General features: G+C 60.9%; 12 protein-coding genes. 8 read left to right on the forward strand and 4 right to left on the reverse strand.

Features of this window, described 5'->3' with window-relative positions; translation table 11 throughout:
* Nucleotides 1-45: 45 nt before the first annotated feature.
* Together clpA and clpS are read right to left on the reverse strand one after the other, a co-directional pair.
* Nucleotides 46-2,343, reverse strand: coding sequence for an ATP-dependent Clp protease ATP-binding subunit ClpA (gene clpA, locus HF916_RS44850; RefSeq protein WP_168795022.1), 2,298 nt, complete (start codon nucleotides 2,341-2,343; stop codon nucleotides 46-48).
* The gene (gene clpS / locus HF916_RS44855; protein WP_012434130.1) at nucleotides 2,340-2,654 is read right to left on the reverse strand and encodes an ATP-dependent Clp protease adapter ClpS; all 315 of its coding nucleotides are present in this window, start codon (nucleotides 2,652-2,654) and stop codon (nucleotides 2,340-2,342) included. Before clpS ends, clpA begins: the two co-directional genes overlap by 4 nt.
* A gap of 552 nt (nucleotides 2,655-3,206) precedes the next feature.
* Here clpS and HF916_RS44860 point away from each other — a divergent pair.
* Nucleotides 3,207-3,413: a cold-shock protein gene (locus tag HF916_RS44860; RefSeq protein ID WP_007180614.1), complete on the forward strand. Its 207-nt coding sequence runs from the start codon at nucleotides 3,207-3,209 to the stop codon at nucleotides 3,411-3,413.
* 197 nt (nucleotides 3,414-3,610) lie between these two features.
* Here the strand turns inward: HF916_RS44860 and HF916_RS44865 are convergent, their stop codons facing one another.
* Complete coding sequence (locus tag HF916_RS44865; RefSeq protein ID WP_168795023.1) at nucleotides 3,611-4,426, reverse strand: hypothetical protein; 816 nt, start codon at nucleotides 4,424-4,426, stop codon at nucleotides 3,611-3,613.
* Nucleotides 4,427-4,730: 304 nt separating this feature from the next.
* The gene (gene icd, locus HF916_RS44870) at nucleotides 4,731-5,987 is read right to left on the reverse strand and encodes an NADP-dependent isocitrate dehydrogenase (protein WP_168795024.1); all 1,257 of its coding nucleotides are present in this window, start codon (nucleotides 5,985-5,987) and stop codon (nucleotides 4,731-4,733) included.
* A gap of 333 nt (nucleotides 5,988-6,320) precedes the next feature.
* Between icd and HF916_RS44875 the strand changes: the two genes are divergently transcribed.
* From HF916_RS44875 to HF916_RS44905, 7 genes are all read left to right on the forward strand, one after another.
* Complete coding sequence (locus tag HF916_RS44875) at nucleotides 6,321-6,890, forward strand: pseudouridine synthase (protein ID WP_168795025.1); 570 nt, start codon at nucleotides 6,321-6,323, stop codon at nucleotides 6,888-6,890.
* Between the two features lie 455 nt (nucleotides 6,891-7,345).
* Nucleotides 7,346-7,540, forward strand: a complete 195-nt coding sequence (locus HF916_RS44880; RefSeq protein ID WP_011489640.1) for a hypothetical protein — start codon at nucleotides 7,346-7,348, stop codon at nucleotides 7,538-7,540.
* 145 nt (nucleotides 7,541-7,685) lie between these two features.
* A complete protein-coding gene (locus HF916_RS44885; protein WP_168795026.1) occupies nucleotides 7,686-8,192 on the forward strand; it encodes a DUF192 domain-containing protein in 507 nt (168 codons plus the stop codon).
* Nucleotides 8,193-8,509: 317 nt separating this feature from the next.
* Nucleotides 8,510-10,615: an elongation factor G gene (fusA, locus tag HF916_RS44890; RefSeq protein WP_168795027.1), complete on the forward strand. Its 2,106-nt coding sequence runs from the start codon at nucleotides 8,510-8,512 to the stop codon at nucleotides 10,613-10,615.
* A gap of 176 nt (nucleotides 10,616-10,791) precedes the next feature.
* On the forward strand, nucleotides 10,792-11,307 hold the full coding sequence (locus HF916_RS44895) for a cupin domain-containing protein (protein WP_168795028.1): 516 nt from the start codon (nucleotides 10,792-10,794) through the stop codon (nucleotides 11,305-11,307).
* Nucleotides 11,308-11,325: 18 nt separating this feature from the next.
* Nucleotides 11,326-12,345, forward strand: a complete 1,020-nt coding sequence (locus HF916_RS44900) for a HoxN/HupN/NixA family nickel/cobalt transporter (RefSeq protein ID WP_168795029.1) — start codon at nucleotides 11,326-11,328, stop codon at nucleotides 12,343-12,345.
* A gap of 316 nt (nucleotides 12,346-12,661) precedes the next feature.
* Nucleotides 12,662-14,326 (forward strand): ABC transporter substrate-binding protein, encoded by a 1,665-nt coding sequence (locus tag HF916_RS44905; RefSeq protein ID WP_168795030.1) that lies wholly within the window; start codon nucleotides 12,662-12,664, stop codon nucleotides 14,324-14,326.
* Nucleotides 14,327-14,357: the final 31 nt, after the last annotated feature.

The raw sequence follows: 14,357 nt of genomic DNA on the forward strand, positions 1-14,357 counted from the left end.
CGTGGATCTGGTCCACGCCGTTTTTGTTAGCACTACCGCGTACGCTTACTCGACTTCCACCGCTTCCGGATTCGGATTGCGCGGCGCCGGATGCTCGTCGAAGGTCAGTTGCACCTTGTCTTCGGCATCCACGTCGACCGTCACGCGGCCGCCGTTCATCAGCTTGCCGAACAGCAGCTCGTCGGCCAGTGCACGACGGATCGTGTCCTGGATCAGACGCTGCATCGGCCGCGCGCCCATCAACGGATCGAAACCGTGCTTGGCGAGATGCTTGCGCAGCTCGTCGGTGAAGAGCGCATCGACCTTCTTCTCGTGCAACTGATCTTCCAGTTGCATCAGGAACTTGTCGACCACGCGCATGATGATTTCTTCATCGAGCGAGCGGAAGCTGATCGTTGCGTCCAGACGGTTACGGAACTCAGGCGTGAACATGCGCTTGATGTCGACCATTTCGTCGCCGGTTTCCCGACGATTCGTGAAGCCGATCACCGACTTGCCCATCGCCTCGGCGCCCGCATTCGTCGTCATGATGATGATGACGTTGCGGAAATCCGCCTTGCGGCCGTTGTTGTCCGTCAGCGTGCCGTGGTCCATGACCTGCAGCAGCACGTTGTAGATGTCCGGATGCGCCTTCTCAATTTCGTCGAGCAGCAGCACGCAATGCGGCTTCTTCGTGACAGCTTCGGTCAGCAGACCGCCCTGGTCGAAACCGACATAGCCCGGCGGCGCACCGATCAAACGGCTGACCGCGTGACGTTCCATGTATTCCGACATGTCGAAGCGGATCAGTTCGATGCCCAGCGTGAACGCCAGCTGCTTGGCCACTTCCGTCTTGCCGACGCCCGTGGGGCCGGAGAACAGGAACGCGCCGATCGGCTTGTCCAGCTTGCCGAGACCCGCACGCGCCATCTTGATCGCGGCCGACAGCGCGTCGATCGCCGGGTCTTGCCCGAACACCACGCTCTTCAGATCGCGATCCAACGTTTGCAGCTTGCTGCGATCGTCTTGCGACACGCTTTGCGGCGGGACGCGGGCGATCTTCGAGATGATTTCCTCGATCTCGTTCTTGCCGATGGTCTTCTTCTGCTTCGATTTCGGCAGGATGCGTTGCGCCGCGCCCGCTTCGTCGATCACGTCGATCGCCTTGTCCGGCAAATGACGATCCGTGATGAAGCGTGCCGACAACTCAGCCGCCGCCGACAGCGCGCCCGACGAATACTTCACGCCGTGATGCTCTTCGAAACGCGACTTCAGGCCACGCAGGATCGCCACCGTCTGTTCTACGGTCGGCTCGGACACGTCGACCTTCTGGAAACGGCGCGACAATGCCGCGTCTTTTTCGAAGATGCCGCGATATTCGGTGAACGTGGTCGCGCCGATGCACTTCAACGTACCCGACGACAACGCCGGCTTGAGCAGATTCGACGCGTCCAGCGTGCCGCCCGACGCAGCGCCTGCGCCGATCAGCGTATGAATCTCGTCGATGAACAGGATCGCGTGCGGACGTTCCTTCAATTCCTTGAGGACCGTCTTCAGACGCTGTTCGAAGTCGCCGCGATACTTGGTGCCGGCGAGCAGCGCGCCCATGTCGAGCGAGTACACCTGAGCGTCCGCGAGAATGTCCGGCACTTCGCCGCGCGTAATGCGCCAGGCGAGCCCTTCGGCGATCGCCGTCTTGCCGACGCCGGCCTCACCGACTAGCAGCGGATTGTTCTTGCGGCGGCGGCACAGCACCTGGACCACACGCTCGACTTCCGACTCGCGTCCGATCAGCGGATCGATGCGGCCGTCTTTCGCCATCTGGTTCAGGTTCTGGGTGAACTGCGCGAGCGGGGTTTCCTTCTGCGCGGCGGCTTCGTCGGACTCGGCATTCGCGTCGCTCGCTTTCGCGGCGTCCGTGCTGCTCGTCTTGGCGATGCCGTGCGAGATGAAATTCACCACGTCCAGACGCGTCACGCCCTGCTGTTGCAGGTAGTACACCGCGTGCGAATCCTTCTCGCCGAAGATCGCCACCAGCACGTTCGCGCCGGTGACTTCCTTCTTGCCATTCGAGGTGGACTGTACATGCATGATCGCGCGCTGGATCACACGCTGGAATCCCAGCGTGGGCTGCGTGTCGACGTCGTCCGTGCCAGGCACGGTAGGCGTGTTGTCATGAATGAAGTTGCGCAGGTTCTGGCGCAGATCCTCGATATTGGCCGCGCATGCACGCAACACCTCCGCCGCTGTCGGATTGTCCAACAGTGCCAGCAAAAGGTGTTCGACCGTTATGAACTCGTGCCGCGCCTGGCGTGCTTCCATGAACGCCATGTGCAGGCTGACTTCCAGTTCCTGGGCAATCATGCTTCCTCCATCACACACTGCAGCGGATGCCCGGCCTGCCGTGCGTGGGTAACGACTTGCTCGACTTTGGTCGACGCGATGTCCCGCGTATAGACCCCACAAACTCCCCTGCCCTCGCGATGCACCTTCAACATTACCTGTGTTGCGGTTTCACGATCTTTGTTGAAATATTCCTGCACGACCATCACGACAAATTCCATTGGCGTGAAGTCGTCATTCAGCAGCACCACCTTGTACATGGATGGCGGCTTGAGCTTTTTCTCCTGCCGCTCCAGTACGGTGCCGTCCTGCTTGTCCGGGATAATCGCCATACACACATTCTAAACAACTAGGACAGGCCCGCAATCCTGTCAAAACCCGGCCAACCGGCCGGTGAGCCCGTTCGCTACCGCCTGACGGGTGATTACCCCGCCAATGCGTGCGTTAAATCGACGAGCCGATTGCGGAGCCGGCCCCTATCCTGTGATGCCTTGCGGTCGTGTTGCACCGCAGTCGGATCGAGTATCGCACAACCTGCCTTAACTGGCTGACGGCTCGCCCGGCCTCAACTTGAGCGGTGCGCTCCGCAGAACAGCATGTGCGTCGATTATGCGACTTTTCAAGACGGCCCGCTTGCGCAACCGCACATAACGAAAGCGGGAAAAACCCTGGAAAGGGCCTGTTTGCAACGCCACAACTACGTCTCAAAATTTTCTTGACACCCGAATAAAGAGCCTCAACAATCAAGCTGGCACTTTTTTCACTGCGCCATAATTTCGAAAAAATGCCGATGGTGAGCTTGTGAGGAGGGAGCGGCTGCATCGCGCGGTCGTCGAGCTTTTCGAGGGCTCGTGGTAGTGACATGAGTTACAGGGGAAGTTGGAATGGCAACTGGTACGGTCAAATGGTTCAATGACGCAAAAGGTTTCGGATTCATCACGCCTGACGAAGGTGGTGAGGATCTGTTTGCACACTTCTCGGCCATCCAGATGAATGGGTTCAAGACCCTCAAGGAAGGCCAAAAGGTGACCTTCGAGGTCGTGCAAGGCCCGAAAGGCAAACAGGCATCGAACATCCAGGCACCTGCCTGATACTGCTCGATACCCGTCCTTTGAAACCCGGCTTCGTGCCGGGTTTCTTTTTTGGACGTCGGTCTCTAGTCGTACTGATTGCACGCACGTCCCATATATCGGGTAGCGCTTCGGTTTAGTGCCCGCTTCCGCTTTTGCGATGATGCCCGTTCGCCGCTTTTTGCACCGAGCGGGGGCAAGCAGCGCGGGCGCGACGCCTATGCGGCCGTATGGCGCATCATCGCGCGCTGCAATTCCAGACTTCGGGCGACATCGCCTTCGTACACCGCAATCCCCTGGTGTGTCAGGTTCGAACGGGCGTCGATCGCTGGCGTGATGCCGATGCTCGCAACCAGTCGGCAGAACCAATAATCTTCGGAGAGGTACGCCCGCGTCTCGGGATCAATACCGGTGTCGAAAAACGCATAGAAAAGGTCAGCCACCTTGCCCGCGTCGAATTCCGGGCGGCCGACAAAGCGCGAGCGGCAATGCAACTCCGGATATTCCTGAATCAGCGCGAGAAACACTTCGCGCCGGATCAGCATGAAACCGGTCGGCGCATCGAGCGCATCGAGGAATCCGTCCGCGTCCGGTTCGAGCGTGTCGAAGCGCGCCACGGCCGGATACGACGCGTGCATCGCACGGAAGTCCGCTCGCGTCGATCCGGCCGGCAGCGGCTGCGCGAGACCCGTGGCCGGCCAGCCGTCGCTCTTCATCGGATAGACGCCGGCCACGACCGGACGGTTCGCCCGCAGAAGGCGGACGACATCGTCGCCCTTGAAACCGATATCACTATCGATCCACATGAGATGCGTAAAGCGATCGTCGGCGAGAAACTCCGCGACCATGGTGTTGCGGGCGCGCGTGATGAGACTGTCGAAACTGTTGAAGTTCACGCGCACGCCGAAGCCGTATTGCTTCGCCAGTTCGTGCAGATCCAGAAGTCCGAGCGCGTAGCCGGTGGTGACGACCGCGCCATAGCTCGGCGTGGCGACGTAGACATTTGCGACGATGGGTGTGAGGTTCGTATTCATCGTTATAGTGTTTGGATGCAGTGGCGCGGCCGAGGCTTGGACAAAGCTGCACGAGCCTCGCGCCAGGCGAGCGGGCGCTCGCTGCGGCGTAACTTAACCGACGCCGCACAGCAGGCATCTCAATAACGGTTCGCAATGCCTATCACGCTCGTGACGGCCGCGCCGGCGAAGCTATAGCGCGCTTTTTCGCGGCATCGCGATGCGTTCAATCTCGCGACATCGCGCGAGCCAAAAACAAACAACCCCGGCCGCCTCACGGCGCCGGGGTTGCAGAGATGAACTACGTCAGTTCAACGCGAACTGCTTACATATTCTCGATCAGCACCTGGCCAAAGCCCGAACACGAAACCTGTGTCGCGCCTTCCATCAAGCGCGCGAAGTCGTACGTGACGCGTTTTTGCAGAATCGATTTTTCCATCGACTTGATGATCAGATCCGCCGCCTCGGTCCAGCCGAGATGGCGCAGCATCATTTCCGCCGAGAGAATTTCCGAGCCCGGGTTCACGTAGTCCTTGCCGGCGTACTTCGGTGCCGTGCCGTGCGTGGCTTCGAACATCGCGACCGAATCCGACATGTTCGCGCCCGGCGCGATACCGATACCGCCGACCTGCGCGGCTAACGCATCCGACACATAGTCGCCATTCAGGTTGAGCGTGGCGATCACATCGTACTCAGCCGGACGCAGCAGGATCTGCTGCAGGAACGCGTCGGCGATCACATCCTTCAGGACGATGTCACCACCGGTCTTCGGATTCTTGATCTTCATCCACGGGCCGCCATCGATCAGTTCCGCGGCGAATTCCTTTTGCGCCAGCGCATAACCGTAGTCGCGGAACGCGCCTTCGGTGAACTTCATGATGTTGCCTTTGTGCACCAGCGTGACTGAGCGGCGTTCGTTGTCGAGCGCGTACTGGATCGCCTTGCGCACCAGACGCTCCGTGCCTTCACGCGACACCGGCTTGATGCCGATCCCCGACGTATCCGGGAAGCGGATCTTCTTCACGCCCATCTCTTCGCGCAGGAACTTGATGACCTTCTTCGCCTGCTCCGATTCGGCCGGCCATTCGATACCGGCGTAAATGTCTTCCGAGTTCTCGCGGAAGATCACCATGTTGGTCTTTTCCGGCTCACGCACCGGCGAAGGCACGCCCTTGAAATACTGCACCGGACGCAAACACACGTACAGGTCCAGTTCCTGGCGCAGCGCGACGTTCAGCGAACGGATGCCGCCGCCGACCGGCGTGGTCAACGGGCCCTTGATCGACACGACGTATTCCTTGAGGACTTGCAGCGTCTCTTCCGGCAGCCACACGTCCGGGCCGTACACCTTAGTCGATTTCTCGCCGGCGTAGATTTCCATCCAGTGGATTTTCTTCTTGCCCGCGTACGCTTTTTCGACCGCGGCATCCACGACCTTGATCATGACCGGCGTGATGTCGAGGCCGGTGCCGTCGCCTTCGATATACGGAATGATCGGCTGGTCGGACACGTTGAGCGAGAAATCGGCGTTGACGGTGATTTTGTCACCATCGGTCGGAACCTTGATGTGCTGATACGGCATGATCGGACTCCAGTGAAGGCTGTGCTGAAAGCTGATGGGGAGACTGCGAAATGGGGCGCTCCTCGCTACGCGCAATGCCGGACGACTGCAAGCGGCCTGGCCGCTATTCTAGCCCACGCGGCCGATGCCCCGAGGCGGCAACGGCTCGGGGTTTTCCAACATGGACGAATGCGAACCGGCGAGGCACGAGTCTTATGTCTTATATAAGACACCGAGTATCTAGTCACGCATTATGCTTTATTATCCCGCCATTTACGGTCGGCCCGGCGCCTCCTGAAGCTTTGGCGGCGCAGACTGCCGCAAGCCTCGCTACGCCATTCTTATTTTCCCGCTATGCACCTTCTCGCTCTGAACAAACCGTTCGGCACCATTTGTCAGTTCTCGCCGCACGAGACGCGCGCGTCGCTGGCCGACTGGGTCAAGGTGCCCAACGTATATCCGGCGGGCCGGCTCGACTCCGACAGCGAAGGCCTACTCCTTCTCACCGACGACGGCGCATTGCAAGCGCGCATTGCCGAGCCGCGTCACAAGCTCGTCAAACGTTATTGGGCGCAAGTGGAAGGCGCGGTCGATACGGCCACGCTGAAGAAGCTCGCACGCGGTGTCGATCTCGGCGACTACGTGACGCGGCCGTGCCGCGCCGACTACGTGGAGCCGACGGAAGCGCTCTGGACACGCACGCCGCCGATTCGCTATCGCGCCGCCATACCGACGACATGGATCGAGCTATCGATCACCGAAGGCAAGAACCGCCAGGTGCGTCGCATGACAGCCGCGGTGGGGTTCCCGACGCTGCGATTAGTACGCGTCGGCATCGGCGCGCTCGACATTTTTTCGCTGGGGCTGCAACCGGGAGAGTGCGTCGAATTGCCACCGAAAGCGCCGTGGGAAGGCATCGCGTGATCATCCGCACGTACGCGTCGACTGATGATGGAATCCGCACACGCCTGCGCTTGACGTTGCGAAAAAATAAGCTAACTCGTTGTATCCGCAAACAAAAGAGCGCGTGAAACTACAGCGAAAAACGCGTGAAACAATTGCATGCGGGCCTACGCGGCAATCTCTCATTTGCATCAACTCAAGCGCATATAACTTTTCCACAAAATTCACGTCAACCGGTGCGCGAGCTCAGGCGTTATTCGACGCAGATGCCGCCTAAAGCTATCCGGCATTCAGCCTTAAGGGCCTTTGTGCAAGCCGCTCTTGCGGTAGGTGCAGGCAGTCTGAGCGCTAAAGCAGACGTGTCGAAAAATTTGTCGATGCGGCTGTCAACCGAAAGGTGGATGGCACGTTTACCGACATGACTCCACATATAACCGGGTCATTTGGTTAATTAACTAAAGCTGAGGATGTACAAAATGAACAAACTGATTGCCGCTCTGGTCGCTGGTCTCTTCGCAACGGCAGCATTCGCACAAGCTTCGGCACCGGCAGCGGCTTCGGCAGCTCCGGCAGCAGCAGCTTCGTCGGCAAAGAAGACCACGAAGCACGCTCACAAGAAGTCGCACAAGAAGGCAGCAGCAGCAGCTGCAGCTTCGGGCGCTTCGGAGTAAGTTTGTTGTAAAAACGCAGTCAAGAACTAGCTTCATTGCCGTTCTTACGGCGTTGAAAGGCAGATCACCGCAAGGCGATCTGCCTTTTTGTTTTTGACGCGCTCGCGTAACATTCGCGGGTTAATTTCCAGCAAGGAGTCATGCCGTGCGATTTCCCATGCGCTCGTTGATTGCGCGTTTCGCTGTTGCCGTTGCACTGCCGCTCGCCGCGTTTTCGCTTGTCGCTACCACTGCCACTCTTGCGCAGGCGCAGCAGATGCCGGCCGGCGCGAAACAGCCCAGCGAATTTCCCCGCGCGAAGCTGACCGCGGGCATGTTCGTGATCGACGCCGCCGTCGCCGCGAACGACGCGGACCGTGAGCAAGGCCTGATGTATCGCACGAGCCTCGCACCGAACGAAGGCATGCTGTTCGTCTTCAACGAAAACGCCGTGCATTGCTTCTGGATGAAGAACACGCTGATCCCGCTGTCGATCGCGTTCATGCGCGCCGACGGCACGGTCACCGACATCGACGAGATGCAGGCCGAGACCACCAACAATCACTGCCCGAAGAACAACGGCGTGTATGCGTTGGAGATGAGCAAAGGCTGGTTCACGTCGAAGGGCATCAAACCGGGGACGAAGATCCAGGGCTTGCCAGCCGCGCAATAAGTCGCGCCCGAGCGCTGCCGCTTCGTCCCACCGCTTTCCGAGAGCCGGTGCCTCGTTTCGAGGCGCCGGCTTTTTTCTTTTCCGCGCCGCGGCATCGGTGGGCGCGATATCGGCTCGCCTTGCGGCGCGACGAAGCGTGCGGCGCCGACAGTCGAAGCCTTGCCAGCAGGCGTTCGCGCCCGGCTGGCAAGATTCCTGCAAAAGACGGGCCGACGCGCTATCCTAGTAATCTTAGTAAAGCTACACCCAAGGCTCCCCGGGCAGCACAGACTGCCGCCCGGCAAGCGTTTCAGGCGCGCCATTCCAAGGAGGTTCACGTGCCCCGCAAGACTCCCATCGAGCGCTACCGGAATATCGGCATCAGCGCTCACATCGATGCCGGCAAAACCACCACCACTGAACGCATCCTGTTCTACACCGGCGTGACCCACAAGATCGGCGAGGTTCACGACGGTGCGGCAACGATGGACTGGATGGAACAGGAGCAGGAGCGCGGCATCACCATCACGTCGGCGGCCACCACCGCTTTCTGGAAGGGCATGGCCGGCAACTATCCGGAACACCGGATCAACATCATCGACACCCCGGGACACGTCGACTTCACGATCGAAGTGGAGCGCTCCATGCGCGTGCTCGACGGCGCGTGCATGGTGTACGACTCGGTCGGCGGCGTGCAGCCGCAGTCGGAAACCGTGTGGCGCCAAGCGAACAAGTACAAGGTGCCGCGCATTGCGTTCGTCAACAAGATGGACCGTGTGGGCGCGGATTTCTTCCGCGTGCAGCGGCAGATCGGCGAACGTTTGAAGGGCGTCGCGGTGCCGATCCAGATTCCGGTCGGCGCGGAAGATCATTTCCAGGGCGTGGTCGATCTCGTCAAGATGAAGGCGATCTTCTGGGACGAAGAGAACCAGGGCATCAAGTTCGAGTACCGCGATATTCCGGCGGAACTCGCGGCTACCGCGAAAGAATGGCACGACAAGATGGTCGAGGCCGCGGCTGAAGCGAATGAAGAACTGCTCGAGAAATACCTCGGCGGCGACACGCTAACCGAAGAGGAAATCAAGCACGGCATTCGCACGCGCTGCATTGCCAACGAAATCGTGCCGATGCTGTGCGGCAGCGCGTTCAAGAACAAGGGCGTGCAGGCCATGCTCGACGCGGTGATCGACTATCTACCCTCGCCAGTGGACGTGCCCGCGATCAGCGGCCACGACGAATACGACAAGGAAATCGAGCGCCATCCGACTGACACCGACCCGTTCTCGGCGCTTGCGTTCAAGATCATGACCGACCCGTTCGTCGGCCAGTTGATCTTCTTCCGCGTCTATTCCGGCGTGGTGAATTCGGGCGACACGGTCTACAACGCGGTCAAGGAAAAGAAGGAGCGTCTCGGCCGGATTCTGCAGATGCACGCGAACGAGCGCAAGGAAATCAAGGAAGTCTACGCGGGCGACATCGCCGCGGCCGTCGGCCTGAAAGAAGCGACCACGGGCGACACGCTGTGCGATCCGAACCACGTGATCATCCTCGAAAGGATGATTTTCCCGGAGCCGGTGATCTCGCAGGCCGTTGAGCCGAAGACCAAGGTCGACCAGGAAAAGATGGGCATCGCGCTGAACCGCCTTGCCCAGGAAGATCCGTCGTTCCGTGTGCAGACAGATGAAGAATCCGGCCAGACGATCATCTCGGGCATGGGCGAGTTGCACCTGGAAATTCTGGTCGATCGCATGAAGCGCGAGTTCGGCGTCGAGGCCACCGTCGGCAAGCCGCAGGTCGCGTATCGCGAGACGGTGCGCAACAAGGTCGAAGATATCGAAGGCAAGTTCGTCAAGCAGTCGGGCGGCCGCGGTCAGTACGGCCACGCGGTGATCACGCTGGAGCCGGCGCCGCAAGGCAAGGGCTACGAATTCGTCGACGCGATCAAGGGCGGCGTGATTCCGCGCGAATACATTCCGGCGGTCGACAAGGGCATCATTGAAACGTTGAAGGCCGGCGTGCTGGCCGGCTATCCGGTGGTCGACGTCAAGGTGACGCTGACTTTCGGTTCGTACCACGATGTCGACTCGAACGAAAACGCGTTCCGCATGGCCGGATCGATCGCCTTCAAGGAAGCAATGCGCAAGGCCAGGCCCGTGCTGCTCGAACCGATGATGGCCGTCGAGGTGGAAACGCCGGAAGACTTCATGGGCAACGTGATGGGCGACCTGTCGAGCCGTCGCGGCATGGTGCAAGGCATGGAAGACATCGCCGGCGGCGGTGGCAAGCTGGTGCGCGCCGAAGTGCCGCTCGCGGAGATGTTCGGTTACTCGACGTCGCTGCGCTCCGCGACTCAGGGCCGCGCGACCTACACGATGGAGTTCAAGCATTACGCGGAAACGCCGAACAATGTCGCTGAAGCCGTGATCAACGCGAAGCACAAGTAAGCACAACGCCGAAGGCAGCACACGCCAACGGCTCGAAGCCCGTCCCCTGTGGACGGGCTTTTTTTCGTCCGCTGCGCCGCACACAAGGCTTCTTCACACGCACGTTTTTGAACATGCAAAAATGCCAGACGGCGCCGCGCCGAACGCCGGGACTTACGCTCTCGAGGAGACACATCATGAGCCAGGATCACGAACACCCGCATTACAAGGATGAGCCGCCCGCTACGCCGGTCGATTGGCGTGAGCATGGCGTGAAGGTCATCAAAGGCGATCAGCTCGATACCAACACCGCGCAGACGCCGGGCATGAATCGCGCGGCCGCGATCAACGCCGCACGCGTCGGCGCGCAGAAGATCTGGGCCGGGACCGTCACGATCCATCCGAATGCGAAGACCGGTGCGCATCATCATGGCGCACTGGAGAGTGTGATCTACATCGTACGCGGCCAGGCGCGCATGCGCTGGGGCGAACATCTGGAATTCACCGCTGAAGCCGGCCCCGGCGATTTCATCTTCGTGCCGCCGTACGTGCCGCATCAGGAAATCAATGCGAGCACCGACGATCCGCTCGAATGCGTGCTGGTGCGCAGCGACAACGAAGCGGTGGTGGTCAATCTGAATATCGACGCGGTGGAACAGCCCGAAACGGTGTTCTGGGTCGATCCGATTCACAAGCATCCGCACGATCACTAACTCTTGCTCACGCGACACATGACGCCGACCGCTTCCCTGCGCCCACGCCTCTTCACGCTGTACGCCGTGCTGATCGCCGCCAATCTCGGCGCATGGGCGTGGGCGCTGATCGCGTTTCGCCACTACCCGCTGCTGCTCGGCACTGCGCTGCTCGCCTACGGCTTCGGCCTGCGTCATGCGGTCGACGCGGATCACATCGCGGCGATCGACGCCGTCACGCGCAAGCTCATGCAAACCGGCAAGCGGCCGCTCGGCGTCGGGCTGTCGTTTTCACTGGGGCATTCGACGATCGTGATTCTGGCGACGATCGGCATCGCGTGGACCGCGCATTCGCTGCATGGCCGTTTCGAGACCTTCAAGGCCGTCGGCGGCACGATCGGCACGCTCGTCTCCGCAAGCTTTCTGCTGGTGCTGGCCGCCGTCAACCTCGTGATTCTGCGCGACGTGTGGCGCCGCTATCGGCACGTCCAGCGAAGTGGCGAACTGCCCGCTCAAACGCCGGACTCGATTGCGCCGGCCGGTCTGCTGTCGCGCGCGCTGCGGCCGCTCTTCAGGCTCGTGACGAAAAGCTGGCACATGTACCCGGTCGGCGTGCTTTTCGGCCTCGGCTTCGACACCGCGACCGAGATCGGTCTGCTGGCGATTGCCGCCTCCGAAGCCGGCAAAGGTCTGCCGCTCTATTCGATTCTCGTGTTCCCCGCGCTCTTCACCGCCGGCATGACGCTGGTGGATTCGACCGACAACGTGCTGATGGTCCACGCCTACGGCTGGGCCATGGACGACCCGAAACGCAAGCTCTACTACAACGCGAGCATCACGTTCGTCTCGGCGGTGGTGGCGATCGTGATCGGCGGCGTCGAAGCGCTGGGTCTGCTGTCGGACAAGCTCGGCTTGAACGGCGGCGTATGGGATGCGGTGGCCAGCGTGAACGAGCGCTTCGGCGCCTTGGGCTATGGCATCGTCGCGATGTTCATGGCGTGCTGGATCGGCTCGGTGCTATTCCACCGCTGGCGGCGCCCGGACGCGGTCGCGAGGTAAATCCAACACCTGTCGCGCGCTGCGGTCGGTAAGGTTTCCATTCGCGGCATTGGCCGTTGCGCTGCCACAGCGGCGGGCGTATCAGACATGCCTCGCGCCACGACCGCGCCGAACGTTGTGGTGACGATACACAGCGGCCCTTTTATCCGCCAAACGTGAACCCGGCGGCGGCGCAAGCGCTCCGAATCCACGAGCAATCGCTTACACTGAACCCGCTTCGCCTCGTCGCTTTCGTCATTGCAATACCGTCGCCCTGTCGCGCGCATCCGGCGCGGCCCTTCAGAACCGGCAACAGAACGGACTGGACACTCCATCGATGAAGACTCCCGCGGACCGATTTCTCGCACTCGACGCAGCCCGCCACACCGCCGACGCCTACGGCAACCACGCCATCGACGAATTTCTCGCCGGCCGCATCACGCGTCGCGATCTGTTGCGCTATGCCAGCGTGATCGGTTTGTCGCTGGTCGGCGGGGGTGTGCTGAATGCGCCGCAAGCTCGCGCGCAAGGCACCGCTGCCGCGTCGAACCAGACCATCCGCGTGGCTCACCTGACGCCCGCGGGCGCGGTCGATCCGCTGACGGTGACGGACGCCGCCAGTCTTGCGCTGCTAAACCAGACCGGCGAATTCCTGATCGACGACGACGGCGAAAAGCTCGTGCTTAAGCCGGCGCTCGCCTTGTCGTGGAAACCGAACGACAAGGGCGACGTGTGGACCTTCAACCTGCGTCCGAACGTCAAGTTCCACGATGGCCAGCCGTTCACCGCCAAAGACGTGGTCGCCACGTTCGACCGCCTCGCGGATCCGGCAAGCGGCTCGGCCGCGCTGTCCGTGCTCAAGGGCGTGCTGTCGAAAGGCGGCGCGAAAGTGGTCGACGACCACACGGTCGCGTTTCATCTGGATGCGCCGAACGGCAATTTCCCTTATTACGTTTCCTCGGACAATTACAACGGCGTGATCCTGCCCGCGAACTATGCGGGCGGTTATGAAAAGAGCTTCATCGGCACGGGTCCGTTCAAGCTCGAAAAGTATCAGGCGAAGGTGGGCGCATCGTTCGTGCGCAATCCCGATTACTGGGGCGACAAAGCGTTACCCCAACGCGTACAGTTCTCCTTCTACGCCGACGAACAGGCACAGTTGCTCGCGCTGCAAGGCCATCAGGCGGACGTGATGGGCACCTTCACCGTGCAGGGCGGCGCCGGCATTCTGAACAATCCGGATTTCAAGGCCGTGGGCGTGAAGTCGAGCGCGCATCGGCAGATTCACATGCGCAACGACAATCCGTTGTTCAAGGACAAGCGCGTGCGCCAGGCGCTGGCGTTGTCGCTCGATCGCGACGTGCTGGTGCGTGGCCTTTTCAAAGGGCGCGCGCAACTCGGCAACGACAGTCCGTTCGCGCCGGTGTTTCCGTCGTCGGATGCGGGCGTTCCACAGCGCAAGCTCGACGTCGCGAAGGCCAAGCAATTGCTTGCGCAAGCGGGCGTGCCGAACGGCTTCGACGTGACGCTGACCACCGAAAAGTACATGGAGATTCCCGATCTCGCCGTGGTCGTGCAGAACGCGGCGAAGGCCATCGGCGTGCGCATTAACCTGAAGGTCGAGAGCCAGTCGCTGTATTACGGCGCGGGCACGCCGGGCAAATCGGATTGGCTCGACTCACCGCTCGGCATCACCGACTACGGTCATCGCGGCGTACCGAATGTGTTCCTGAATGCGCCGCTCACCAGCACCGGCACGTGGAACGCCGCGCACTTCAAGAATCCGCAATACGATCAACTGGTCGCGCAATTCGTCGCTGCCGTCGACCTCGGCTCGCAGAAGAAAATCTCCGGGCAGATCCAGACGCTGCTGCTCGACGAAACGCCCATCATCATTCCGTTCTTCTACGATCAACTGATCGCCATGCGCAAGGGTGTGAACGGCGTGCGCTTCACCGCGCTCGCGCAACTCTATTTCGACCGCGCGGTGTTAAGCACGTAATGCTGGATGCCTGAGCGCCGGCGCGTTTTCG

Source organism: Paraburkholderia aromaticivorans, assembly GCF_012689525.1.
Lineage (GTDB): Bacteria > Pseudomonadota > Gammaproteobacteria > Burkholderiales > Burkholderiaceae > Paraburkholderia > Paraburkholderia aromaticivorans_A.

Coding starts and splice junctions, on each gene's coding strand:
- clpA (WP_168795022.1), bottom strand. CDS start 2,343: ATGATTGCCCAGGAACTGGAAGTCAGCCTGCACATGGCGTTCATGGAA.
- clpS (WP_012434130.1), bottom strand. CDS start 2,654: ATGGCGATTATCCCGGACAAGCAGGACGGCACCGTACTGGAGCGGCAG.
- HF916_RS44860 (WP_007180614.1), top strand. CDS start 3,207: ATGGCAACTGGTACGGTCAAATGGTTCAATGACGCAAAAGGTTTCGGA.
- HF916_RS44865 (WP_168795023.1), bottom strand. CDS start 4,426: ATGAATACGAACCTCACACCCATCGTCGCAAATGTCTACGTCGCCACG.
- icd (WP_168795024.1), bottom strand. CDS start 5,987: ATGCCGTATCAGCACATCAAGGTTCCGACCGATGGTGACAAAATCACC.
- HF916_RS44875 (WP_168795025.1), top strand. CDS start 6,321: ATGCACCTTCTCGCTCTGAACAAACCGTTCGGCACCATTTGTCAGTTC.
- HF916_RS44880 (WP_011489640.1), top strand. CDS start 7,346: ATGAACAAACTGATTGCCGCTCTGGTCGCTGGTCTCTTCGCAACGGCA.
- HF916_RS44895 (WP_168795028.1), top strand. CDS start 10,792: ATGAGCCAGGATCACGAACACCCGCATTACAAGGATGAGCCGCCCGCT.
- HF916_RS44900 (WP_168795029.1), top strand. CDS start 11,326: ATGACGCCGACCGCTTCCCTGCGCCCACGCCTCTTCACGCTGTACGCC.
- HF916_RS44905 (WP_168795030.1), top strand. CDS start 12,662: ATGAAGACTCCCGCGGACCGATTTCTCGCACTCGACGCAGCCCGCCAC.